The sequence below is a fragment of the Pseudomonas sp. JV241A genome (genome assembly GCF_900275665.1).
Lineage (GTDB): Bacteria > Pseudomonadota > Gammaproteobacteria > Pseudomonadales > Pseudomonadaceae > Aquipseudomonas > Aquipseudomonas wadenswilerensis.
Genome location: NZ_OPYO01000019.1, coordinates 39,757 through 64,225 on the forward strand (window position 1 = coordinate 39,757; position 24,469 = coordinate 64,225).

The 24,469-nt window shown below is 63.4% G+C and carries 23 protein-coding genes; 15 read left to right on the forward strand and 8 right to left on the reverse strand.

Annotated features, from left to right (window positions below):
• The first annotated feature begins 290 nt into the window (after positions 1-290).
• The 10 genes from JV241A_RS11720 (at position 291) to JV241A_RS11765 (ending at position 12,097) form a co-directional block, all read left to right on the forward strand.
• Entirely contained in the window at positions 291-2,615 is a 2,325-nt protein-coding gene (locus JV241A_RS11720) for an FdhF/YdeP family oxidoreductase (protein WP_134062633.1), read from the forward strand.
• Between the two features lie 99 nt (positions 2,616-2,714).
• A complete protein-coding gene (locus JV241A_RS11725; protein WP_115089530.1) occupies positions 2,715-4,091 on the forward strand; it encodes a cytochrome ubiquinol oxidase subunit I in 1,377 nt (458 codons plus the stop codon).
• 14 nt (positions 4,092-4,105) lie between these two features.
• Positions 4,106-5,122, forward strand: coding sequence for a cytochrome d ubiquinol oxidase subunit II (cydB, locus tag JV241A_RS11730; protein ID WP_134062636.1), 1,017 nt, complete (start codon positions 4,106-4,108; stop codon positions 5,120-5,122).
• 153 nt (positions 5,123-5,275) lie between these two features.
• A complete protein-coding gene (locus tag JV241A_RS11735; protein WP_233674412.1) occupies positions 5,276-5,971 on the forward strand; it encodes a hypothetical protein in 696 nt (231 codons plus the stop codon).
• Positions 5,972-6,040: 69 nt separating this feature from the next.
• The gene (locus tag JV241A_RS11740; protein WP_115089533.1) at positions 6,041-6,358 is read left to right on the forward strand and encodes a DUF2388 domain-containing protein; all 318 of its coding nucleotides are present in this window, start codon (positions 6,041-6,043) and stop codon (positions 6,356-6,358) included.
• A 132-nt stretch (positions 6,359-6,490) separates the two neighbouring features.
• A complete protein-coding gene (locus tag JV241A_RS11745) occupies positions 6,491-8,749 on the forward strand; it encodes a sigma 54-interacting transcriptional regulator (RefSeq protein ID WP_134062638.1) in 2,259 nt (752 codons plus the stop codon).
• Positions 8,750-8,794: 45 nt separating this feature from the next.
• Complete coding sequence (locus JV241A_RS11750) at positions 8,795-10,000, forward strand: DUF917 family protein (RefSeq protein ID WP_134062640.1); 1,206 nt, start codon at positions 8,795-8,797, stop codon at positions 9,998-10,000.
• Positions 9,997-10,713 carry an aspartate/glutamate racemase family protein gene (locus JV241A_RS11755; RefSeq protein ID WP_115089536.1) on the forward strand — a complete coding sequence of 239 codons (717 nt, stop codon included), beginning with the start codon at positions 9,997-9,999 and terminating at the stop codon, positions 10,711-10,713. Before JV241A_RS11750 ends, JV241A_RS11755 begins: the two co-directional genes overlap by 4 nt.
• 178 nt (positions 10,714-10,891) lie before the next feature.
• Positions 10,892-11,578 (forward strand): hypothetical protein, encoded by a 687-nt coding sequence (locus tag JV241A_RS11760; protein WP_115089537.1) that lies wholly within the window; start codon positions 10,892-10,894, stop codon positions 11,576-11,578.
• 75 nt (positions 11,579-11,653) lie between these two features.
• Positions 11,654-12,097, forward strand: a complete 444-nt coding sequence (locus tag JV241A_RS11765) for a hypothetical protein (protein ID WP_115089538.1) — start codon at positions 11,654-11,656, stop codon at positions 12,095-12,097.
• Between the two features lie 29 nt (positions 12,098-12,126).
• On the opposite strand, the gene JV241A_RS11770 is transcribed toward JV241A_RS11765, so the two are convergent.
• Both JV241A_RS11770 and JV241A_RS11775 read right to left on the reverse strand, forming a co-directional pair.
• Positions 12,127-12,750 (reverse strand): NAD(P)H-dependent oxidoreductase, encoded by a 624-nt coding sequence (locus JV241A_RS11770; RefSeq protein WP_115089539.1) that lies wholly within the window; start codon positions 12,748-12,750, stop codon positions 12,127-12,129.
• A complete protein-coding gene (locus tag JV241A_RS11775) occupies positions 12,743-13,204 on the reverse strand; it encodes a GNAT family N-acetyltransferase (protein ID WP_115089540.1) in 462 nt (153 codons plus the stop codon). The genes JV241A_RS11770 and JV241A_RS11775 overlap by 8 nt, the downstream gene beginning before the upstream one ends.
• An 87-nt stretch (positions 13,205-13,291) precedes the next feature.
• On the opposite strand from JV241A_RS11775, the gene JV241A_RS11780 reads away from it, so the two are divergent.
• On the forward strand, positions 13,292-14,704 hold the full coding sequence (locus tag JV241A_RS11780; RefSeq protein WP_134062642.1) for a PLP-dependent aminotransferase family protein: 1,413 nt from the start codon (positions 13,292-13,294) through the stop codon (positions 14,702-14,704).
• A gap of 12 nt (positions 14,705-14,716) precedes the next feature.
• Here the strand turns inward: JV241A_RS11780 and JV241A_RS11785 are convergent, their stop codons facing one another.
• Positions 14,717-16,108 (reverse strand): aldehyde dehydrogenase family protein, encoded by a 1,392-nt coding sequence (locus JV241A_RS11785; protein WP_134062644.1) that lies wholly within the window; start codon positions 16,106-16,108, stop codon positions 14,717-14,719.
• Positions 16,109-16,211: 103 nt separating this feature from the next.
• Between JV241A_RS11785 and JV241A_RS11790 the strand changes: the two genes are divergently transcribed.
• Positions 16,212-17,099, forward strand: a complete 888-nt coding sequence (locus JV241A_RS11790) for a LysR family transcriptional regulator (protein WP_115089543.1) — start codon at positions 16,212-16,214, stop codon at positions 17,097-17,099.
• Here the strand turns inward: JV241A_RS11790 and JV241A_RS11795 are convergent.
• Positions 17,077-17,379, reverse strand: a complete 303-nt coding sequence (locus JV241A_RS11795; RefSeq protein ID WP_115089544.1) for a hypothetical protein — start codon at positions 17,377-17,379, stop codon at positions 17,077-17,079. The two genes, JV241A_RS11790 and JV241A_RS11795, sit on opposite strands and share 23 nt — an antisense overlap.
• Positions 17,380-17,559: 180 nt before the next feature.
• Between JV241A_RS11795 and JV241A_RS11800 the strand changes: the two genes are divergently transcribed.
• Together JV241A_RS11800 and JV241A_RS27440 are read left to right on the forward strand one after the other, a co-directional pair.
• Complete coding sequence (locus tag JV241A_RS11800) at positions 17,560-18,249, forward strand: TraX family protein (RefSeq protein ID WP_345789724.1); 690 nt, start codon at positions 17,560-17,562, stop codon at positions 18,247-18,249.
• Between the two features lie 88 nt (positions 18,250-18,337).
• Positions 18,338-18,484, forward strand: coding sequence for a hypothetical protein (locus JV241A_RS27440; RefSeq protein ID WP_166675683.1), 147 nt, complete (start codon positions 18,338-18,340; stop codon positions 18,482-18,484).
• On the opposite strand, the gene JV241A_RS11805 is transcribed toward JV241A_RS27440, so the two are convergent.
• Positions 18,485-19,813 carry a cation:proton antiporter gene (locus tag JV241A_RS11805; RefSeq protein WP_115089546.1) on the reverse strand — a complete coding sequence of 443 codons (1,329 nt, stop codon included), beginning with the start codon at positions 19,811-19,813 and terminating at the stop codon, positions 18,485-18,487.
• 220 nt (positions 19,814-20,033) lie between these two features.
• Here JV241A_RS11805 and JV241A_RS11810 point away from each other — a divergent pair, with 220 nt between their 5' ends.
• The gene (locus JV241A_RS11810; protein WP_115089547.1) at positions 20,034-20,600 is read left to right on the forward strand and encodes a cupin domain-containing protein; all 567 of its coding nucleotides are present in this window, start codon (positions 20,034-20,036) and stop codon (positions 20,598-20,600) included.
• 106 nt (positions 20,601-20,706) lie between these two features.
• Here the strand turns inward: JV241A_RS11810 and JV241A_RS11815 are convergent, their stop codons facing one another.
• From JV241A_RS11815 to JV241A_RS11825, 3 genes are all read right to left on the reverse strand, one after another.
• On the reverse strand, positions 20,707-23,094 hold the full coding sequence (locus JV241A_RS11815) for a DUF3772 domain-containing protein (protein WP_115089548.1): 2,388 nt from the start codon (positions 23,092-23,094) through the stop codon (positions 20,707-20,709).
• Positions 23,095-23,222: 128 nt separating this feature from the next.
• Entirely contained in the window at positions 23,223-23,411 is a 189-nt protein-coding gene (locus JV241A_RS11820) for a hypothetical protein (RefSeq protein ID WP_115089549.1), read from the reverse strand.
• A 231-nt stretch (positions 23,412-23,642) separates the two neighbouring features.
• Positions 23,643-24,464: a class I SAM-dependent methyltransferase gene (locus JV241A_RS11825; RefSeq protein ID WP_240047855.1), complete on the reverse strand. Its 822-nt coding sequence runs from the start codon at positions 24,462-24,464 to the stop codon at positions 23,643-23,645.
• Positions 24,465-24,469: the final 5 nt, after the last annotated feature.

The following is a 24,469-nucleotide window of genomic DNA, read 5'->3' on the forward strand; positions in this document are numbered from 1 at the left end:
TTTGATAGTTGTTGAGGGTAAATAGCCCATGCAAGTCGGTCAAATCACTAATAATGACCACGTGATAAGGTTCATCTATCGGTGGCTTTAGAGGCCCGTATTCAGGGGCTTTCGGCGCGGTGATAGAGGGTTTTGATCGGTTCGTCATTTCTTTTGATTAGACGCAAAAGTCCACGCTCAATAGCCTGAAAGGGTAGAAAACGAAGTTCGCCATTAACTGCGATGTAACTATCAAGTTGTTAGATGGCGAAACGTTAAAGTTGTCCTGCGTGCCAAGCGAGGAAGCCCCGATGAGCCAAGATGAACATATAAAAAACTATGACGCCCCCGCCGCCGGTTGGGGCGCGCTGAAGAGCGTGACCAAGAGCTGGCTGGGCAGTGAAAACGCCTTCAAGAACCTGCGGGTGATGCTCAAGACCAACCAGAACGGCGGTTTCGACTGCCCGGGCTGTGCCTGGGGCGAGTCGCCGGAAAGCGGCATGGTCAAGTTCTGCGAGAACGGTGCCAAGGCGGTCAACTGGGAGTCCACCGGGCGCCTGGTCGATCCGGATTTCTTTGCCCGCTACAGCGTCACCGAGCTGGCCCGGCAGAGCGACTACTGGCTTGAATACCAGGGCCGCCTGACCCATCCGATGCGCTACGACGCCGCCACCGATCACTACGTCGAAACCAGCTGGGAAGACGCCTTCGCGCTGATCGCCAAGCACCTCAACAGCCTCGAATCCCCCGACCAGGCCGAGTTCTACACCTCGGGCCGGGCCAGCAACGAGGCGGCCTTCCTCTACCAGTTGTTCGTGCGCGCCTATGGCACCAACAACTTTCCTGACTGCTCGAACATGTGCCATGAGGCCAGCGGCGTCGGCATGTCGGAAACCCTCGGGGTCGGCAAGGGCACCGTGGTGTTCGACGACCTGGAGCACGCCGACGCAATCTTCGTCATCGGCCAGAACCCTGGCACCAACCACCCGCGCATGCTCGAACCGCTGCGCGAGGCGGTCAAACGCGGTGCCCAGGTGATCTGCCTGAACCCGCTCAAGGAGCGTGGCCTGGAGCGTTTCCAGCACCCGCAACACCCGTTCGAGATGCTCAGCAACGGCTCGGAACCGACCAACACCGCGTACTTCCGCCCGGCCCTGGGCGGCGATATGGCGGTGATGCGCGGCATCGCCAAGTTCCTCCTGCAATGGGAACGCGAAGCCCAGGCCAAGGGCGAGCCCGCGGTGTTCGACCATGCCTTCATCGCCGAGCACACCTCGGGGCTCGACGCCTACCTGGCCGAAGTCGATGCCACCCGCTGGGCGCATATCGTCGAGCAGTCGGGCCTGAACCTGGCCGAGCTGGAGTTGGCCGCACGCATGTACCGCCGCGCCGAGCGGGTGATCATGTGCTGGGCCATGGGCGTGACCCAGCACCGTCACTCGGTGCCGACCGTGCAGGAAATCATCAACCTGCAACTGCTGCGCGGCAACGTCGGCAAACCGGGTGCCGGGCTGTCGCCGGTGCGTGGCCACAGTAATGTGCAAGGTGACCGCACCATGGGCATCGACGAGCAGCCGCCGGCACGCCTGCTCGATGCCCTGGAAGCGCGCTTCGCCTTCAAGGCCCCGCGCCTGCACGGACACAACGCGGTGCTGGCGATCCAGGCCATGGAAGAGCAGCGCGCCAAGGTGTTCATCGCCCTGGGCGGCAACTTCGCCCAGGCCACCCCGGATACCCCGCGCACCCACGATGCCCTGCGCAACTGCGAGCTGACCGCGCACATCGCCACCAAGCTCAACCGCTCGCACCTGGTGACTGGCCGGGATGCGCTGATTCTGCCGTGCCTGGGCCGTACCGAAATCGACGTGCAGGCCGAAGGGCCGCAAGGCATCACCGTCGAAGACACCTTCAGCATGGTGCATATCTCCCATGGCCAGCTCAAACCCTGCTCGGCGCTGCTGCGTTCGGAGCCGTCGATCGTCGCCGGCATCGCCAAGGCCACCCTCGGTGACCGGCCGATCGACTGGGAGTGGACCGTGGCCGACTACAGCCGCATCCGCGACCTGATTGCCGACGTCATCCCGGGCTTTGCCGACTTCAACGCGCGCCTGCAGCACCCCGGCGGCTTCCACCTGGGCAACACCGCCTCGCAGCGCGAATGGCTGACGCAAAGCGGCAAGGCGCAGTTCACCGCGAGCGTGCTGCCGGCGCAACTGGTCAACGAAGAGGTGCTGGCCCGTGGCGACACCCCGGACCTGATCCTGCAGACCCTGCGTTCGCACGATCAGTACAACACCACCCTGTACGGCCTCGATGACCGCTACCGTGGGGTGTTCGGCCTGCGCGACGTGGTCTTCGTCAACGAGCAGGACATCCGCCGCCTGGGCTTCGAGCCCAACGAAAAAGTCGACATGGTCTCGCTCTGGGAAGACGGCCGCGAGCGCCGGGTCAGCGGGTTTACCCTGGTGGCCTACGACATCCCGCCAGGACAGGCGGCGGCCTACTACCCGGAAACCAACCCGCTGGTGCCGCTGGAAAGCTATGGCGATCGCACCTTTACCCCGACCTCGAAGTTCATCGCGATCAAACTCGAGAAAGCCAGTGCAGACAACCTGATTCCATCAGCGCACATCTGACACTTCACTCGACTTCCACCTACTGACTGAAACCCTGGACCCTGCAGCCGCCATTTACTGGCGGTCGCAGGTGGGCCAGCGGTTTCTCGGGATACTGTCATGTTCAATCTGGATGCGTTGGATCTGGCGCGGATTCAGTTCGCCTTCACGGTCTCGTTTCACATCATCTTTCCGGCGATCACTATCGGCCTGGCCAGCTTTCTGGCCGTGCTCGAAGGTTGCTGGCTGAAAACCCACAATCAGGTCTACAAGGACCTCTATCACTTCTGGTCCAAGCTGTTCGCGGTCAACTTCGGCATGGGCGTGGTCTCCGGCCTAGTCATGGCCTATGAGTTCGGCACCAACTGGGCGAGGTTCTCCGACTTTGCCGGGAGCATCACCGGGCCCTTGCTCACTTACGAGGTACTCACCGCGTTCTTCCTCGAAGCCGGTTTCCTGGGGGTGATGCTGTTTGGCTGGGACCGGGTAGGGCGGCGCCTGCACTTTTTTGCCACGATCATGGTGGCGATCGGCACGCTGATCTCGATGTTCTGGATCCTCTCGTCCAACAGCTGGATGCAGACCCCGCAAGGCATCGAGATCGTCGACGGCCGCGTGGCGCCGGTGGACTGGTTCAAGATCGTCTTCAACCCGTCGTTCCCCTACCGATTGATGCACATGGCGCTGGCGGCGTTTCTCTCCACCGCGTTCTTCGTCGGTGCCTCGGCGGCCTGGCACTTGCTGCGGGGCAACGACACGCCGCAAATCCGCAAGATGCTATCGATGGCCATGTGGATGATCCTGGTGGCCACGCCCGTGCAGATCGCGGTCGGCGATGCCCATGGCCTGAACACCCTGGAGCACCAGCCGGCGAAAATCGCCGCCATCGAGGGCCACTGGGACAACAAGCCCGGTGAGCCATCGCCGCTGGTGTTGTTCGGCCTGCCGGACATGCAGGCCGAAACCACCCGCTACAGCCTCGAAGTGCCGTACCTGGGCAGCCTGATCCTGACCCACAGCCTGGACAAGCAGATCCCGGCGCTCAAGAGCTTTGCCAAGGAAGACCGGCCCAACTCGACCATCATCTTCTGGAGTTTCCGGGTCATGGCCGGGCTGGGCATGTTGATGCTGCTGTGTGCCCTGGCCGCCCTGGTACTGCGCCGCAACGGCGCGCTGTACCGCAACAAGGCCTTTTTGTGGCTGGCCTTGCTGATGGGCCCCTCCGGGTTGATCGCCTTGCTGGCCGGCTGGTTCACCACCGAGATCGGCCGCCAGCCCTGGGTAGTCTACGGCTTGCTGCGCACCACCCAGGCCGCCTCGAACCATGGCGCCTTGCAGATGAGCGTGACCCTGGCGTTGTTCGTGGTCATTTACTTCTCGGTATTCACCGTCGGCATCGGCTACATGATGCGCCTGGTGCGCAAGGGCCCGAACGCCGCCGATGCACGGCACACCGATGACGCCACCGCGCGCAGACCGCTGTCTGCGGCTGATTGAGAGAGGATTTGAACATGGCAATTCAAGGCATCGACCTGTCGATCATCTGGGGCGTGATCATCGCCTTCGGGCTGATGATGTACGTGATCATGGATGGCTTCGACCTGGGCCTGGGCATCCTCTTTGCGCTGATCGAGGACTCCCGCGAGCGTGACGTGATGATGAACACCGTGGCGCCGGTGTGGGATGGCAACGAAACCTGGCTGATCCTCGGCGGCGCGGCGCTGTATGGCGCCTTTCCGCTGGCTTATGCGGTGATCCTCGAAGCGCTGTACCTGCCGCTGGTGCTGGTGCTGGCCGGGCTGATCTTTCGCGGCGTGGCGTTCGAGTTCCGCTTCAAGGCCGAGGCGCACCGGCGTCATGTGTGGGACAAGGCGTTCATTGGCGGTTCGATCGTCGCCACCTTCTTCCAGGGCGTGGCGATCGGTACCTATATCTCCGGTATTCCGGTGGTTGACCGCCAGTTCGCCGGCGGCGCCCTCGACTGGCTGGCGCCGTTCCCGCTGCTGTGCGGCGTCGGCTTGCTGCTGACCTATGCCTTGCTCGGCAGCACCTGGCTGCTGATCAAGACCGAGGGCATGCTTGAGTCGCGCATGCGCCATTACAGCCGACCGCTGACCTACCTGCTGGCCCTGGTGATTGTGCTGATTTGCGCCTGGACCGCCTGGATTCACGCTGATATCGCCCAGCGCTGGCTGGCCGGTAGCCACTGGATGCGTTCGCTGCTGCTTGCTGTGCTGGCCGTCGGTGCGGTGGTGATGATCCAGAAGGCCCTGCGCAAACGCCATTCGCACCTGCCGTTCATCGGCGTGGTGGGGCTGGTGTTCCTCGGTTACCTGGGCCTGGCCATCAGCATCTGGCCGAACATCGTGCCGCCCGGCATCAGCCTCTGGCAGGCCGCTTCGCCGCCGTCCAGCCAGCTGTTTGCCCTGATCGGCGCGCTGTTCATCATCCCGGTGATCCTGGTCTACACCTTCTGGAGCTACCACGTGTTCCGCGGCAAAGTGAAAGTCGGCGACGCCTACCACTGAGGCAATATCGCCCGTCATCGCACTTTTTCGGATTTGTCGGCTCTATTCATGGCCAGGCGGCGCTGATCCCCAGCACCGCCAGAGATTTCCGACCCGGTGCCGATGGTTGATCCGTTCCTCGTCCGTTTACTGCGAAACGTGCGCCTGCCATTGATGGCGGGCGCCTTGCTTGCCAGCCTCAGCGCCTGCACCCAGCAACAGGGCCGCGACATCGCCAGCCAGTTCAGCGAAGGCCGCCCCCAGGAACTGTTCCAGACCAGCGTCGACCGCATGGCCACGCTGTCGATGCGCGACAACCTGCGCAGCCTGTACCTGCTGATGAACAAGTTGTACCTGCGCAACCCCAACCAGTGGCGCCTGTCCGGCTATGTCGACGCCACCACCGCCGAGCGGCAGATCCGCCAGGCCATCGAGCAACGCCAACCCTTGCCGCAACTGGGCGAGCGCCGCGACCTGGCAGCGCTCAGCTATGCCCTGAGCCCGGAGTTTCGCGGCGACCGGGTCGGCGCCTTCATTTATGCCATCGGCAGCATGCTGGTCACCGCCCATGGCGGGCGCAGCGAATTCTTCATGACCGATACCATCGACCCGCAGTTCGTCAGCAACGCCGCGCGCAACATCGAAAAGGCCACCTGGCTGCTCAGCCAGCGCCAGGACGCCAATGGCGTGCTGCTGTTGTTTTCCAACGAGATATCGGAGGAGGGCAGCAACCTGAGCTTTGCCGTGGAGTTCGGCAAGATCGTCGCGCGCCTGGACCTGCTGGCGCAGATGCTCGACGAGCGCTACCGGCGCATTGGCCTCAATTATGCGCAGAGCCTGTTGCTGATGAATTTCCTGCCGGTGCAGTAGGGCAGGGAACTCAGGGTGACTTACGGCAATCCTAGTTGATGTAGGCACTCTTTATCCGGAGGCATCATCATGCGCCGTTTACTGCTCGTTTCCTCGCTTGTGTTCTGTCTGCCCTTCGGCTCGGCCCTGGCCAAAGTCGACGCCGGTGATGTCGCCACCTCGGCCGGGGTATCCGCGTCGCTGTACTCGACCTTCAAGGATGACAAACGGATCATTCCGGCGCGGGACGATGCCTCGTCGTTCATCGCCAGCGGCGGTGCAATCCGTGGGGTTTACCTGGAGTCGATGCTGCAGAGCATCCGCGCGCAGAATCCGGACCTCAACGCCAGCGATGAAGAGTTGGCCCGGGCGATTTTGCTCCAGGATGAGTTTGGCGCCGGGCAGTAACGGCGACCGCTGCGGTCGATCGCGATAGGCCTGACGGTCGCCGCACGTCTAAATCCCCCGCATAATGGCCACCTGCTACTGCGCTTCTGCTATACCTCTACCCCTGCCAATACCACTTCAGGAAGGATTCCGATGGGGGCATCCAGCAGGGAGCAGGGCGCCGCAAGCAATGGCGTAATGGGGCCTTCGCGGGCCATGCAGGCATTGCACGCACTGATGGAGCGGGTAGCGGCAAGCGACCGTCCGGTGCTGATCTGCGGCCCCACCGGGGCCGGCAAGGAAGTCATCGCCCAGCAACTGCATCGTCTTGGTGCGCCTGGCAAGCCGTTCATCGACCTCAACTGCGGGGCAATTCCGGAGTACCTGCTCGAAGCCGAGCTGTTCGGTCATGCTCGAGGGGCCTTTACCGGGGCGGTGGGTGAGCGGGCCGGGCATTTGCAGATGGCCGGTACAGGCACCCTGTTTCTTGACGAAGTGGGTGAGTTGCCACTGACCCTGCAACCGAAGTTGCTGAGGGTACTGGAAACCCGTCAGTACCGGCCGCTGGGCAGTAGCGAGAACCGCCACTTCGCCGGGCGGGTCATCGCTGCCACGCACCGTGACCTCAAGACGCTGGTGCATGAAGAACGCTTTCGCGAGGACCTTTACTACCGCCTTGCCGTGTTCGAACTTGAGCTGCCAGGCCTGGACGCCCGGCGCGAAGATATTCCCGGCCTGATCCAGTACTTCTGCAGCCTGCAGCCACGCCCGCTGACGTTCGACGCCCGGGCGACGGCGCTGCTGTGCCAACGGGACTGGCCTGGCAATGTCCGCGAGCTGCGTAACCTCATCGACCGTATCGGCGCCCTGGCCCAGAGCCCGCTGATCGACTGTGCCGCCCTGCAGGCTTTCCTCGAGCCGGCGCAGCACTCGCCGCAGAAATGGGCGAACCTCGCCGAAGCGCTGCTGCAACTGGATGGCGGTGACAAGCTGGCAGCAACCGAGAACCTGCTGGTGGAACATGCGCTGCAACGTTGCAAGGGCAACAAAAGTGCGGCCGCGCAGTTGCTTGGGGTCAACCGCAAGGTAATCGAGCGGCGCCAGAAGTTGCGGGCCGACAAGCGCCTGGCGGTAGAACGCTACCTTGCCCAGGGGCGCCTGCTGATCGAAGACGCCGACTTCCGTGGCGCCTTGCCGGTATTGCAGAAAGGCTTGCAGGTTGCAGGTGAAGTCTTCGAATGCAAGGACCTGTGGCGCCTGCAGTTCGAACTGCACCGCTTGCTGGGCGTGAGTTTTCGCAGCATCGAGGGTTGGCTCAGCGATACCAGCCAGGCCAGCTACCGTAGCGCCCTGGCTCTCGCTGCGGAACAGGGTACTTCAGACGAGCTGTCGTCGGTGCAGTTCGGTGTCTGGACCACCCAGTTGATGAGCCTGGATCTGGGCAAGGCGCGGGCCACCGCCCAGGACATGCTGCAGCGGGCGCAACTGGCCGGGCTCAGTGCCCTGCGCATCGAGGCGCATGTGGCGATGGCCAATACCTTGTTCTGGCTCGGCGATTTCGAGGAAAGCCTGGCCTGCCTGAACCGTGGTGAGCTGCTCAGCGAATACCAGCCGGACTGGCCCCAGACCCAGGGCCTGGACCTCATTGGCCTGGCGATCACCTTCGAGGGGCTGGCCGCCTTCGAGTTGGGCCGCTTCGCTCAAGCCCGCCACGCCCAGGCCCAGCTCACCGCCCGGGCCGGGCAGACCGATGCCAACGCCTTCAACCGCGCCGTGGCCCTGCAGGGCGCTGCCTGGCTGGCGGCGCTGCTGGGCCTGCAACCCGACCTGGGCGCCCTGGCGCGGGAGCTGGAGCAGCTATCGGCATGTCACGAGTTTTCGTTCTATCAGGGCGTCGGGCAGATCCTGCGCGGTTACCACCAGGGGCTGGAAGGCTTCTACGATGAGGGTGAGCGCGCCATAGCCGACGGCTACCACCACCATGTCCTGCGCAACGGCGGGCAGTTGTTCCACGGTTTCCAGGCCTGGAAGCGCGCAGAAGTGTTGCTGCTGGCCGGACGGGTACGTGAAGCACTGGCCCTGGTCAACAGCGCCCTGGACCTTGCCCAGGACCATCAGGAGCGCGCCTACCTGTGCGAGCTGATGCTGCTCAAGGGCCGCGGATTGCTGGCTGCCGGCGAGCAGGATGAAGCCGAAAGCGCCCTGCGCAACACATTGTCCACCGCCCTGACCCTCGGCAACGTCCCGGCGCGCCTGCGCACCGGCCTGGAGCTGACCCGCCTGTTGCAGCGCGACGGTCGCCCGGAACAGGCCGCCCAGGTGCTGGAGCGGGCCTTGCGCGGCATCGAGGCGGATTGCGGCTACCCCCCGGCGCAGGAAGCCAGTGACTGGCTGGCACGGCTGCGGCGCTGACACCTCTACGGCAATTCACCCACAGACAACACCAGGAGCAAGACCATGGCTTTCGAGCTGGAACATAAGGATATGCGTGCGTTGATCGATGGCGGCTGTTTTTTCGGCAGTGGTGGGGGCGGCACGCGCACCTCGGCCCTGCACTTGCTGGAGCATTTCCAGGTCGGTGATTTTTATCCCGCCACCCGGGTCAGCGTGGTCAGCGTGGAAGAGGTAGAGGAGGGCGACGCTGGCGTATTGGCCTACATGGGGGCGCCCGAAGCCATCGCCGGTTGCCGCTACCCCCTTGGACCGGTCCAGGCCTTGCAGAGTCTTGCCCGGCGCCTGGCCAGCGAAGGTCGCAGACTGGCTTATGTGGTGCCGCCAGAGAGCGGTGCCCTGGGTTTTCTGGTGGCGTGCCTGGCGGCTGCACGGCTTGGCCTGGCGGTGGTCGATGCCGACGGTGCCGGACGGGCAGTGCCATCGTTGCCGATGCTGACCTTCGCCGCCGCTCAGGTGCCGCCACGGCCGGCCTTCGTGGTCAGCCACAACGGCCTTGAGGTGGAGTTGAACGTGACCCCACCCGTCGACGCTGCAGATTACAGCGATGATGCCAGCGTAATCGCCGAGCAAATGCTGCGGCCGATCGTCGCTTCGCCGGCATTTGGCGAGTTCGGTGGCTTGGCGTTGTGGGTCATGAGCCCTGAGCAACTGCACCGGGCATTGCCGATTCGCGCCACGCTCAGCCGCGCACTGGCCCTGGGCCGGGCCTTGCACGCCGGTGAGCTGGGCAGCACCGAGGCACTGCTGGCATTCCTTGCCAACCGCTGCGGCATCCAGGCCCGGGTGCTGTGCGGGCCGGCGCGCATCGACCATGCCGGGGCCAACACCATGGGCGGCTTTGATATCGGCACCATCGACCTGCAAAGCGCCGATGCCAGCCTGCGCCTGTGCTACGAGAACGAGTCGCTGCTGTTGTGGGACAAACAGCAAGCGCAACCGCTGGCCATGGCCCCGGACAGCATCAGCTGGTTCATCCCGGGCTCCGGCCCTGGCCCGCAGGTGGCCTCCAACGGCGACCTGGTCGGCAATGACGGTGCCCTCGTCGGGCCCTACAGCGGGCGGCCTGTCTGCCTGCTCGGCTGGCAGGCCGAGGCGCCGCTGCGGGTACCTGGCGGGCTGATCCTCTGGAGCTTCCAGCAATTGCTCGCCGGCCTGGGCTACCCCGGCCCCTATCGCAGCGTCGGGCAATTGCAGGAGCTCCGCTCATGAGCCTGCGTATCGCCATGCTTGCGCCGGTCAACAGCAGTGCCTACAACACGGCCCTGATGGCCTCCATCGCCCCGGTAGTGCCGGCGGACGTAAGCGTCCAGGTGTTCAACCTCGACCAGGGCAGCCCCTGTATCGAAAACCGTTTGAACCTCAGTGAAAATACCCCGGCAGTGGTAGCGCTGGCCCGGCGCCTGGAGCAGGAGGGCTACGACGGTATCTGGCTCAGCGACTTTGACATGTGTGGGGTAGAGGCGGCCAGGGAAGTCATCGACATCCCTATCATCGGCGGCTTTCCCACCTCGGCGTTCACCGCGCTGGGGCTCTGCCAGCGGTTCTCCATCATCACCATCCTGCAGAGCACCCTGGCCCTGCAGCGTGGTCATGTGGCCAACTACGGCCAGAGCAGCAACTTTGCCTCGATTCGTGCCATCGACTGCCCGGTGGCGAGTTTGAGCGATGTCGATGTGGTCCTGGTCAAGGCACTGGAGGCTGGCCTGGCGGCAGTCCGCGAGGACGGCGCGCAGGCGCTGCTGCTGGGTTGCACCGGTTTCATGGGCGTCGCCGAACGGCTGTCGCGCCTGCTTGAGCAGGACCTGGGCTGCTATGTACCGGTACTGGACCCCAACCAGTGCGGCTTCAGTTTCCTGCTGTCGCTGGTGCGCATGGGCTTGCGCCCGAGCCGTTTGTGCTACAGCAAGGCGAGCCTGGGCTGAGGTGGCCGATTGCGTCCCCGGCCACGGGGACGCAATGGACGAAAACGGCCAACCATTTTTCGTTGTGTTTTGCCAAGTCATTGATTTTACGGTCATTAGCGACTTGGCACAGATGCTGCTCTTCTCTCCTTGCGTGGCAGACGAACTGCCCGTACCCAACACGACAATGGAGAGTGTCATGCCCAATTACTACGTGGACTTCAATAACAACACCAGCGAAACCTGGACCATGGGGGTGTATCAGGAACTGCCAGGCTCGATCGGCCTGGCGAGTGTTTCCTGGAAGCAGACCACCGTACCGCAGATGGGTGAAAGTGGCGTGGAATGGTCGGTTGACTACAACGTGACCATCGCCAACTACAAACAGATCGGCGGGATTGGTGTGTACAAGGCCAGCCAGACCCTGGAAGCCAGCCTGGGTTCGGTGTGGGATTGCGTGTTCGAAAACAACGTGCAGCAACTGCGTCTGGGCAGCGGATCCACCTCGCCGGACTCGATTCAGATCCGTAACGCCTCCAACCAGTTGGCCAACCTGGGCATTGGTATGAGCGGCCAGGGTTCGGTGTACAAGCCCGATGTCGTCGGCGGCGGCACCGCGCAGTTCCAGGTCACTCCGACCTATTACGTCGGCTTGTTCAATAAACTGGTGCTCGGTGAAGTGATCAGCAGCAACGTGGTGGTCGGCCCACTGAAACTGGTGTTCCCGTCCGGATTGAACTGCGCCACCGTCACCGCGCGGATGGACGGTGCCAACATCCGCTTGAGCATTACCTATTCGCAGGCGTCTTCGGTGTCTTACGAGGTGACCAAGCGCCTGCGTGGTATTCAGAAGGAACGTACCGGCGAACTGCTCGAGTCCGCCTAAGCCTTGCCCTCGGTGTGCTGCGCCCGTGCGCGGCACATCCGGGGTGCGGTTTGCCCTTTTTGCAAGGAGCTGATCATGAATGAAGCTGTGAAGTCCCAAGCCCTGACCCAGGACGGCCCGCTGGCTTTCAGCAGCGGTGCGGACGTCAAGCCAACGGAGCTGCAGAAATTTGTCGCAACGGTCGACCAGCAGGCCGCCGAAGTGGCCCGCGGGCTGCTCGACAGCCTGAAGAAAGAAGGGGTGAAAGCCCGCGTGGAGCAGCGCCAGAACCAGTACCTGATAATTCAGGAAGCGCTCAACCCCAGTGTCGCCGAGCTGGCGGCGGTCGAGCCGAACAGCCGGCCATCACGGATCCGGCTGTTTATCCGCAGTAGCGATGCACCGCCGACGATCAACGCCCTGCGGCTGTTTTTCCGCGACTGGCGGGCGGTGGCCGGGCTGGTCGCTGTCGGCGCCACCTGGCAGGCCGGCCAATGGCTGATGACGGTGCGCCGGCGCGAAGGTCCTACCCAGCACTAAAGGCCTGTTGGTTACAGGTCACGCAGGGCTCAGGCAGGCGTGACCAAATCGCCGAACAACGGATGTCCTGCAAGTTGAAGCCTGGCCTGAGTAGTGGCAGCAAGCACCGCTTGCTCATTGATGGCCAGGCCTTCCAGGTAGACGAAGTGCACATTCTGCAGGCCGAGTGTACCGAGCACGTGACGCAGGTAGGCGCTCAGAAAATCCGGCTGGCGAGCCCGTGCCCCCCGATGAAAACCACCTGAACTGACGATCACGTAAACCGGCCGATCCACCAGCAGGCCGACCTTGCCGTCAGGGCCGGCAATGAAGGTACGGTTGATCCGCAACACATGATCGATCCAGAGCTTGAGCACTGCCGGTACGGTGAAATTGTGCATGGGGGTTGCGATCAGCAGTAAGTCGCAACGCTCCAGTTCGCCAACAAGTGCCTCGGAACTGGCGAATACCGGGTCGTGTGCCGGCGTCAGCCGGGTCAGCGCAGTCGCATAACCGGCGCTCAGGGGTGCCAATGGCTCTGCTGCCAGATCACGCAGGGTTACCGTGGCCTGCGCGTGGCGTTGTCTGATGCAGTCGAGCAGTTCACTGGCAAGGCGCAAGCCAATCGAGGCGCTGCCGCGCGTGCTGGCATTGATCAGCAGCACGTTATCCATGGCGCTGTGGCTCGGTGGCTGGCAATGCCTGAACGAAATGCATGCCTTTGCCCAGCAGTCCCTCGCGATAATAGAAGCGCTGGGCCAATGGCATGTGTAATCCGGTATCCAGCACCAGGTGCGCATGGCCGCAGCGCAGGCCTTCTGCGCGCGCCGCATCGAGCAACGCTGCGCCCACACGAAGGCCACGCAGTTCGGGGGCTACCACCAGATCGTCGACATAGGTAAAGCGCCCATAGAGCAGATTTTCGCTGTGGCGCACACCGGCCAGCCCAATGAGCTGCTCGCCGTAAAAAGCCCCAAGCAGCCTGTAGCCTTGCTGCGCTTGCCGCCTGACTTGCTGAGCAAACGCGTCGGCGTCAATCAGGTGCGGCCGAAGCTCGCGCATGAGCTCGAATGCGGCGTGCTGTTCGGCGCCGTCTTGCAGAAACCGGATGGTTGCCTGTTTGCCCACGGGTATCTCCCTGATCAAGTTGAGGCGTTACTTTACGGCTGTAACGGACTACCTTATAGATCCAAATAATGCACAAACGACTAGGACATGCCGAACACCTACCCGCCACTCGACCCACAGGCGGCGACGCCGATCTACCGTCAGCTCTACCTGCGCTTTCGCGATGCCATCAGTGCCGGACGCCTTCAGCCTGGCGAGCGTCTGCCGTCAGTCCGGGCCCTGGCGGCGGAACTCAACCTCGCGCGTGGGACGGTCGAGGCGGCTTACCAGATGCTTGGCGGTGAAGGCTATGTGCAAGCCCGAGGGCCGGCCGGTACGGTGGTAGCGCCCTTGCTCAGTACAACGCCGGTTGCTGTCGGTGTGCAGCGGCTCGAGCGGCCACCGACCGCTCCGGGTCCTTCAACACTTGTACCCATGCCTTTGCAGATTGGCTTGCCAGCGCTGGACGCATTCCCGCGCAAGCTGTGGACGCGCCTGGTCGGTCGCGCCTTGCGCCAGGGCGGCCTGGATGGCCTGGTGTACCCAGATCCTCAGGGGCACCTTGCACTGCGCAAGGCCCTGGCTATTTACCTGGGGGTGTCACGGGGGATTTCCTGCACAGCGGAACAAATTTTCATCTGCGCCGGGTACCGAGCCTGCCTCGACCTGATATGCCGCAGCCTGCTGCACGATGGCGATCGCTGCTGGTTCGAAGACCCGGGCTACTTCCAGGCCAGGCGCTTTCTTGAGCAAGCCCGGGCGCAGTTGGTCCCGGTTCCGGTGGATGGCGACGGCCTGGATGTCGAAGCCGGTATGGCGCTGGCCCCGGACGCGCGCTTCGCCCTGGTCACTCCCCATCACCAGAGCCCCCTCGGGGCCACGCTCTCGCTGCCCCGGCGCCAACGCCTGCTGGAATGGGCCAGCAGCCAGGGCAGCTGGGTCATAGAGGACGACTACGACAGCGAATACCGCTACCGCGGCCGCCCGGTACCGGCACTGAAGAGCCTCGACACCCAGGGGCGGGTACTGTACTGCGCCACCTTCAGCAAAGTGCTGGCGCCAGGCCTGCGTCTGGCCTATCTGGTGGTTCCCCAGGCCGAGGTGGCGCGCTTCGCCACCGTGGTGGGGGACATGCAGAACCACTGCCCGCAACTGTTGCAGGCGACGGTGAGCGCCTTTATCGAAGAAGGGCACTTTGCCCGGCATTTGAGAAAAATGCGCGGCCTCTATGCCGACAGGCGCCGGTACCTGGTCGACGCCTTGCAGGCCGAGTTGGGCGAGCACCTGCAACTGGACAACAAGGCGGCGGGCATGCACCTGGTGGCGCATCTGAGCGGCGGGGGCGACGATTGCACGATCGCCAGGCGGGCGCGGGACCTTGGCCTGGCGATCGAACCCCTTTCTGGCTGGTATCGCGGGCCGGGGCAACGGCACGCTCTGTTGCTCGGCTTTACCAATGTCGCCAGCCGCGAACAGGCCGTTGCGCTGGCCAGGCAGTTACGTCTGGCGATGGACCTTTAACCGTGGCGGATGTCAGTTGCGATCCACCCACACGGTCTGCGCATTGCAGAACTCGCGCACACCGAAGTGCGAGAGCTCGCGGCCAAAGCCGCTTTTCTTCACGCCGCCGAAGGTCACGCGCGGGTCGCTGGCGCAGTAGCCGTTGATAAACACGCCGCCGGTGTCCAGCTCATCGGCCAGTTGCTCGGCCAGCGCGGCGTTGCTGGTGTAGATGGTCGAGGCCAGGCCGAACTCGCTGTCGTTGGCCAGTTCCAGGGCATGGCGGGGATCGCGGGCGCTGATGATCGAAGCCACCGGGCCGAACAGTTCCTGCTTGAACGAGGTCATCTGGTCGGTGACGTTGGCCAGCACGGTAGGCTGGTAGTAGTTACCGTTGCCTTCGGCCTTGCCACCGCCGAGCAGCAGCGTTGCGCCTTCGGCCAGGGTCGCCTGGACTTGCTGGTCAAGCTCCTCGCGCAGGTCGAAGCGGGCCATCGGGCCGATGTAGGTGTCGGCGGCGTGCGGATCGCCCATGACCAGGGCCCGGGTGGCCTCGACGAACTTGCGGGTGAATGCTTCGACCACGCCTTGCTCGACGATCAGGCGCTTGGCGGCGGCGCAGACCTGGCCGGTGTTCTGGTAGCGGCCGATCACCGCGGCTTTTACCGCTTCATCGAGGTTGGCATCGTTGAGCACGATGAACGGGTCGGAGCCACCCAGTTCCAGCACGCATTTTTTCAGCGCGGCACCGGCCTGGGCGCCGATGGCGGTGCCGGCCCGTACGCTGCCGGTCAGGGTCACGGCGGCGATGCGCGGGTCGGCAATGGCCTTGGAGACGCCGTCCGGAGTGACGTTGATCACCTCGAACACACCTTCAGGGAAGCCGGCGCGCTTGAATGCATCGAGCAGCAGGTAGGCGCTGCCCATCACGTTTGGCGCGTGCTTGAGCACATAGGTGTTGCCGGCCAGCAGTGCCGGTACTGCACCGCGCAGCACCTGCCAGATCGGGAAGTTCCACGGCATCACCGCCAGCAGCGGGCCCAGCGGGCGGTATTCGATGCGCGCCTGGCCAGCAGGTACCTGGGCAGGCTCGGCCTGGAGCATGGCCGGGCCATTGGCCGCATACCATTCGCACAACTGGGCGCATTTCTCGATTTCGCCCTGGGCCTGGGCGACCGGCTTGCCCATTTCATCGGTGATCATCCGCGCCATGGCCACGGCGTTGTCGCGCAGGGCGCCGGCCAGGGCCAGCAGCAGGTCGGTACGCGCCGCTACCGGCGTGCGGCGCCAGGCGGCAAAGCCGGTGGCGGCCCGGGCCAGGGCGGCATCCAGGGCGGCAGCGCTTTCATAGGCGTAATGGCCGATCTGCTCGCCGCTGGCGGGGTTGATCGACAAAGCATGGGTCTGGAAGTTGATCGCGGTCATCACGGCGGTCCTGATGGGAGGAGAACGGCTTCAGACTACTGCGTTGTATCTTTGCCTGAAACTGAATAATACTGAGCAAAACATTCACGCAGAGAGAATGACGATGGACCTGGTGCAACTGGAGATGTTCAAGGCGGTGGCCGAGCAGGGCAGCATCAGTGCTGCGGCCCAGCACATCCACCGCGTGCCGTCGAACCTGACCACGCGGATCAAGCAACTGGAGCAGGAACTGGGTGCCGAGCTGTTCATCCGCGAGAAAAGCCGCTTGCGCCTGTCACCGGCGGGCTGGAACTTTCTCGACTATGCCCGGCGCATTCTCGACCTGGTGGCCGAGGCGCGGCTGACCGTGGCCGGTGACGAGCCGCAAGGCGCCTTCGCCCTCGGCTCGCTGGAAAGCACCGCCGCCGTGCGTATCCCGACGCTGCTGGCGGCTTACAACCAGGCCTACGCCAAGGTCGAGCTGGACCTGACCACCGGCCCGTCGGGGGCGATGATCGACGGTGTGCTGGCCGGGCGCCTGAGTGCCGCGTTCGTCGATGGCCCGGTGCTGCACCCGGCACTGGAGGGGGTACCGGTATTTGTCGAAGAGATGGTGCTGATCGCACCGCTGAACCATGCGCCGATTACCCGCGCCGCCGAGGTCAATGGCATGACCATTTACGCCTTTCGCGCCAATTGCTCGTACCGGCATCACTTCGAAAGCTGGTTTGCCCAGGACGAGGCGGTGCCGGGCAAGATCATTGAAATGGAGTCGTACCATGGCATGCTCGCCTGCGTCAGCGCCGGTGCCGGCCTGGCACTGATGCCGCGCAGCATGCTCGAAAGTATGCCCGGGTGCAGCACGGTGAGTGTCTGGCCGTTGTCGCAGCGCTTTCGTTACCTGCGCACCTGGCTGGTATGGCGGCGGGGTACGGTATCGCGCAGCTTGAGGACGTTTGTGCAGTTGCTGGAGGCACGCGGCGAGGTGCTCAAGGTCGAGGAGGCGCAGTGAAGTGTGCGGCGCCTGGATTTTCGAGCGCTGTGCGCTCGATCGCCGGCAAGGCCGACTCCCACAGGTTCGATGGCGCCAGGTTGTCCGCGCTGCGCACACCACGCAACTGATCCGCAAGCTGGGCATTGATCGCCACCAGCTTGGCAATGTTTTGCCGCGCCTTGAGCAATTCGGTGTTCAGGTACTCGGCTTCGTTGGTCATCAGCACCACCTGATGCTTCCACATTTCCACCAGGGTCGGTGAGTCCGGCGTGGCGAAGTCTTCATCGTAGTCGTTCATGATGGTTACTCGTTGTTACTGTATGCATATACAGTAATCGATGTTTGCGACCTTTTGCCAGCCCAGCCGACAAACTGCAGGCGATGGACACCCGGGTGTGGCATTGTCAAATGCCGCACAGGTTCTACCGGGATGGACATGACCGAACAGCCAACAGCCCCGCGCGACAGTGGCCTGGACTTGCTCAAGTGGCTGGCAATCATCACCATGGTCGCCGATCACCTGCGCTTTGTCTGGCCGGCCGAGCACTGGCTGTTTGTCGTTGGCCGCCTGGCGTTTCCCTGGTTCTGCCTGGCGATAGCCGCCAACGTTGCACGCAGCATGCCCGGGCAAGTGTTTAGCGCCGGCAATGTCCGGTATGTGCGAGGGTTGGTGGTTTTCGCGCTGCTGTCGGAGTGGCCTTATCGCTGGCTCAATGGCCCTTCGCCGACGCTTAATGTCATGCCGACTTTGGCGTTGGGGTTGCTGATCGCCTGGGGGCTGCACCATCGCACCCGCGCGGCAGGCCTGTTGGCACTGGCAACGGCAGTGGCCGCGACGCTGGCGTCCGGTCGCTTGATGTACGGCGTGCCGGGTGTGTTGTTGCCTGGAGCTTTTCTTCTGGCCATGCGCTACCGGTCGCTGGGCTGGCTGCTGCCCGCCCTGTTGGCGCTGGCGGCGAACCTGACCGACCTGTGGCTTCGCGAGCATCCGCTGCACGCGATTGCGCTCATGGCCCTGGGCACCGCGTTTATATCTGCGCCGTTGGGGCTGATCGTGGTTCGGCTGAAATGGCAGGGGAACCTATGGCGGGTCGGCCGCTGGGGATACGGGTTCTATCCGTTGCATCTGGCGTTGATCAAACTGATTGCCGGCATTGACTATACTTGAGTTCAATGTACTGGCTCACCGGTCGATGTTGCGCGGATCCAGGTATATCGATCAGTGAGGGCTTGCTCAGGGCCCCAGGTATCGCAGCATGATGAACATTCACTGGGGCTACTTGTTGTTGGCAGCGATGCTGGTCGCTTCTGTCGGGGTACTGGCCTGGGGTGCTGCCGTGTCCCGGCGCCGTCGGCGCGAGGAGAGCATCGCTCGCCAGCATGACCGCGACAGCGATGAGTGACTAATGTGGGTACCTGGCCAGCACCGGCTGGGTCGTCAGGCCATGCACCACAATGCTCAACGCGACGATCGACAGGACCAGCCCCGTGCACTCCCGCGTAACGGATACCGGCAAGCCCAGGTTCAAGGTATAGAACAGGTAGTACAGGCTGCCGATGCCGCGAATCCCGAACCAGCCCGTCAGCAGCCGCTGCTGGCGATTGAGCAGCGTCCTCCAGGGTAGCAGGTACACAGCCAGCGGCCGGATTGCGGCAAACAGGATCAGCCCCACGGTTACCGCTCGCCAGTCCCAATGGCTCGCCAGGACGATGCCCAGCAGGGTCACCAGAAACACTTCCATCACCCGTTCCACCAGGTTACCGAAGGCCAGCATGTCGCCCATCATGATGCCGGCGGCCACTTCGCTGTCGTCCAGCGCCGCGGTATCGCCATGCACGGCCTGATCGGGTTCCAGGTGCTGGTGGCCGACTACGGGTTGCACCCGATGCTCGGCGGGCACCGAGGCGCTGCCGCTGGAGCTGACTTCGGCCTGACGCAGGCCGAGACCCGCGGCGAACACCGAGAGAAAGCCGTAACCCTCGATCATCTCCGCCCCCACGTACGCCAGGGCGATCAAGGCCAGGGTCAGGTAATCGTTGGGTGATACCGTGCTGTCTTCGTTGCGGATGCTCAAGGCCAGCGTCACCCGGCCAAGGCCACGGCCCATGGCGTAGCCGAGCATCAGGCCGGCGGGCACTGCCCAGAGCAGGTCGTACAGGGTCCAGTGCAGCAGCGTGGCGGCATTCAGTTCCCGCGGGCTGATCATCAGTAGCCCGAGCAGCACGAAAGGGAAGGCCACGCCATCATTGAGCCCGGCCTCACCGGAAAGGCCAAAGCGCACCGCGTCCACGTCCTGGGCATTGCTCACCTGCACCAGCGAAGCCAGCACCGGATCGGTAGGCGCCAGAATGGCCGCAATCAACAATGCCACACCCCAGGGCAAGTCGAGCAACAGGTGCAACAGCAGGCACAGGCCGGCGATGGTCAACAGCATGACCGGGCCCGCCAGGCCAAAGGCAACGCGCCACAGGCGTCGGCTCAGGGCCAGGCGCAACTTGAGGCCGCTGACGAACAGTGAAAACAGCAGCGCGACTTCGGTCAGGTGCTCCATCCACGGCGCCGCTGCCACCAGGTCCAGTTGCAGCAGCCCAAGGCCCGAGGGGCCAATGGCGATGCCCAGCACCAGGCACACCGCCGAGGTGGTGACCGGCAACCAGCGCAGATAGGACGCGGCCAGGGCCAAGGCCAGCAGCACGACACCCAGTACGGCCATCCAGAGAATGAAACTCATCGCTGCGCCTCGAATGGCCGGACCCTTTCGTACAGCTTAGAGCGCTGCAGCCATACGAAATGTTCCTTTGGCCTGATGATTCCCGACCAGATGAGGGATATGGTGTGGGAGCCGGTAGCGGCCTTGCGACCAGTGACGTCTGAACGACAGGCAGGCTTCGGGGATCTTACTTATAGGAACCCGGCGAACAGTGCGGGGCAGAACCCCGTGGGGGTGCCAGATGAACCCAGCAGACAACTCTACCGAGCCGCAACCACGGCCCAGCCACCCGCGCTTTCTGTACTTTACCGACGACGGCACGACGCCGAACAGCCGTTTGCCGGTGCTGCTTTATCATTTGCCGATGAAGAAGGAGGCCGACAACGCAGGCTTCTTTGAAACCCTGTTCGCGCGCAACCGATGGACCCCACTGTGGCGGGCAGGCATCTTCGATTATCAGCATTACCACTCCAACGCCCATGAAGCCCTGGGTGTCGCCCAGGGCAATGCCCGGGTAATCCTCGGCGGGCCTAGCGGGCTCACCCTTGGCATTGGCCGTGGCGATGTTCTGGTGCTACCCGCTGGCACCGGCCACTGCTGCCTGGAGAGCAGCGAAGATTTCCTGGTGGTGGGGGCCTACCCGCAGGGCCAGGAGGCCTACGACATCCAGAGGCCCGCCAGCAGCAACCACGGGCCCAGCAAGGCGCGGATCGCCAGGGTGGCGATGCCGGATGGCGACCCGGTCACGGGCCGCGCCGGCATGCTCAACTCGGCATGGTCTGCCGCCAGCGCTCCTGAGGCTCGCTAGCCCATCCGGTCGATCTCCCGCACAAATGTATCTGTGCCCACCGAACCTGTGGGAGCGGGCTTGCCCCGCGATCGTAATCCAGGCAACACCTGAGCGGACAGGCAATTCAGGTTGCCGGGGCCGTCGGCTTGGCCAGCTCTATACCCGCCGCGCCCAACCGCTTGAGAATCTCGAACAGCAGGTCACTCTTGGTGGTGCCGACGATCCGCGGGCTGCTGACGTAGCCGGTCACCGTCAAGGTAATGCCGTCGGGCGTGAGTTTGCTGAAGCGCACGAACGGCGCAGGCTTGTCGAGGATGGTCTCGTGCTCGCAATAGGTGTCGTAGAGCAGGGTCTGCACCTGCTCGGGGTCAATGTCCAGAGGGAACACCAGCTCCAGCGTCGCCACCCCCTGGGCGCTGCCGCCGAGGGTCACGTTGCGCAGGTTCTGCGAGATCAGCTGCGAGTTGGGCACGATGACGATGGAGCGGTCGCTCAGCTGGATTTCGGTGGCGCGCACGTTGATGCGGCGGATATCTCCCTCGACCCCGCTGATGCTGATCAGGTCGCCAACCTTGACCGGGCGCTCGGTGAGCAGGATCAGGCCGGAGACGAAGTTCTTGACGATTTCCTGCAGGCCGAAGCCGATCCCCACCGACAGGGCACTGACGATCCAGGCCAGGTTGGTCCATTTCACCCCCAGCGACGACAGGGTCAGGAGGATCACCAGGGCATAGCCGATGTTGGCGAACAGGGTGCTGAGCGAGGCGCACATGCCCGGGTCCATGTCGGTCTTGGGCAGGAACTCGTTGTCCAGCCAGCGGCGCAGGGTGCGGATCAGGTAAATGCCCAGTACCAGGGCCAATACGGCATTGAACAGGTGCCCGGGGATGATGTTGAACTGACGCAAACCGGCGCCGCCGAGAAACGCGACGATGTTGCTGATCAGTTGCCCCAGAGTGGTGCCGATGCCGCCGACGAACAGGGTGATGACCGCCAGCAGCAACAGCCCGGCGCGGCCGAAGCCGGAGATCAGCGTTTCGACCTGGTCCAGGCGCCGGTCACCGATGCCCAGCAGCTCTTTGAGCGCCTTGCCGCTGGCCTGGCGGGGCGAGAACACATACTCGCAGCCGTCCTTGAACACCTGCATCAGCAAGTAGAAACCGGCCAGCAGGATAAACACCCAGACCACCTCATAGGTGACGAAGCGCGCCAGCGACACATAGCCGGTGAGCAGGGCAATCACCGAGGTGACCATGGCGATGCTGGCAATGGTGTAGATCAGCCCGGCCATGGTCGACGCGGCTTCCGGCGCGTCCCCGGCGGCGGCCATCGCCCGGCGGGTAGTGCTGGTGCGCACCAGCAGGGCGATGATGAGGCCGGTGATCACCAGCGCGGCAATGCCTCGGCCAGCGATGACCAGCTGGTTGCTCATGCCGGCGGCATTGGAGATCTGCACCAGGGTCACCAGCACCAGCAAGGCACCGGCCAGCCAGCGGGCATAAGGCTGCAATGCCAGGGCCACTGGATCGGCGATATCCGGCAGGCGCCAGGAAGGATGCTGGGTCGACAGCAGCGCCCGGCTCAACCCGGTAATCAGCACACAGGTGTAGGCAAGTTTCTCGAACTCCTGGGAGAAGGTCGCCAGCATCGACGGCAACGGCAGGTGACGGGTACAGGCGTAAAACAGCAGCTCCAGGGCAATGCCGGTGGCCAGCAGGGTCGCCAGCACCGAGGCCAGGGCCAGTGAACTGCGCCGCAGGCGGCCTTCGGGCACGCGGTTCATGCACGCCCAGGCCAGCCAGCGTTCCACCATCCGGCGGCCCAGGGTCCAGGTCAACAGGGCCAGCAACACCAGCACCACCGTGGAGAAACGCTGACCCGGCTGCCAGACGGCCCCGGCGGTCACGCCCAGCTCATTGAAGAACGCCTGCAAGCGTTGGCGGTCGTCAGGCGAAGGGTTGAGTACCGGCGACCAGAATGCAGGGTTGAGCAGGCTGTGGGTGCTCAGGGTCAGTTCGCTTTCGAGCATGCTGCGACGAATGCCGGAAATCTGCGTCAGCAGGTTGGTGGCGCTTTCCTTGAGCGTCTCCAGCGTTTTGAGGGTGGTATCAAGGGTGTTTTTTTGCTCGGTGAGTACCGTGCGTTGCGCGGCGATGTCCGACTTGCCCGGCACCAGGGCTTCAACCGGGGCCGGGCCGAGCACCTCCAGTTGCGCGCGCAGTTGTGCCTGCTCAGGCAGGAGCGCAGTGGACAGGCGGTCGATATCGACGATCAGCGCCTGCAGCCGGTCTTGTGGGCCTTCAAGCTGGTTGTAGTTGTTGGCCTGGGAAATCTGCTGCTTGAGGCTGTCCAGGCGCAGTTGCAAGGCTTGCAGGTCGTTCTGGGTCACCTTCACCGCAGGAACTGCAGCATTGGCCGTCGCAGGCGCTGGCGGTTCGGCTGCCTGCCCGAGGGCAAACGGCTGCAGCAGGGTAAGGGCAATGATGCCGATGATCTTCAAAGCATTGCGCATGGTAATGCCCTGTATGGTTGTTGATCTCCCAGCTTTTGAGGGTAGGCCATCAGCGGTTGATCGCGGGATCAATTTGCAGTCATCTGTACGTCAGGCAAAACCCTCATTGCCCTGGGAACCCGCGAGGTTTATGACGGGCAAGTGAAGTGGGTGGGGGCCTGGGGTGCCAGGACCAGGTGCAACGGTACAGGCTGTTGCCCATCAAGGGCAGGGGGCTCGAAACTCACCACCAACAGCGGCTGGCGCTCGGTCGTGCCGCCTGCCACTGCGTTGGTCATCCGGGCGTGGTTGGCTGCGATTTCATTGAGAGTAGACACGTTACATCTCCGGTGACCGAGCAAGGCTATTGCTGGCGTCCATAAGCGTTAGGTTGATTCGCCGTCGCGTCAGGATTACGTCGCTTCACGACGGCGAGCGCCAGCCTTTGCAATCCGTACGCCAGCCTTGTCAATAAACGGGCAGGCGCTGCCGGTTTGCGATGAACGGAGGTGAGGCAGGGCATCGCTCATCGTTAACCTGAGTGTAACGATGAGCCATGCCCTGGGTGCTTAATGCACAGGATTGATGAACGGGCCACCTGTCATCTGGACGAAGAGCTTGCGAAACTCTTCATTTTCAGGGGTAAGGATCAAGGCTTGACGCAGGAACTCAAGCCCTTCGCGAGCATTGTCCAGCTGGCAGCTGAGGGCGAAGGCCAGGTAGAGGTTATGGGGGTTGAAGAAGTCGAACGACAGCGCGACCTTGACCAGGTGCAGCGCACCTTCCAGGTCTTGCGCCTGAATCCGGGCATTGAGTTCATCGTTGAACTGACTGGACTCTTTGTATGTCAGGGCCGACAGGCCGACTTGCTTTCTCAATACAACAGTATGGCCATTGCCGACTTTCGTATCAGTCTCTTCGACGCCTTCGATCAACCAGTGCCCCAGCCCCACAGAGTTGATCAGGTTGATTGCCCGCAGCATGCTTTGCAACGAGAACACGTGGTAGTGGCCGCGCCAGTTGTATTCATCCATCTGGCTCATGTCGATGCGCTTTTCGTACGCATCGATCATGTGCTCAAGGGTGGTCAGCGCTCGAACCCGGTCATTGGGGTCGGCGTTTCTTTTCGGGAATATGCAAAAGAACACGCCGTCATTCTTTACCACCCGCGAGGCTTCGATGTAGGCCGCAAACAGGTTCGGCACATGTTCGATGACGTGCGAACTGATCAGGTAATCGAAGGTTTCGTCGGCGAACGGAATGTCGGTGAAGTCGCCCAGTGCGTCGATCCGGGCGGGCTCGGTCTGGTAGTTGGCCTGTTCGTTTGCGTAGAGCTTGAAGCCTTTCAGATCGAGCGGATACAGAAACGACTCGCCGTCACAAGGCCCCACATTGA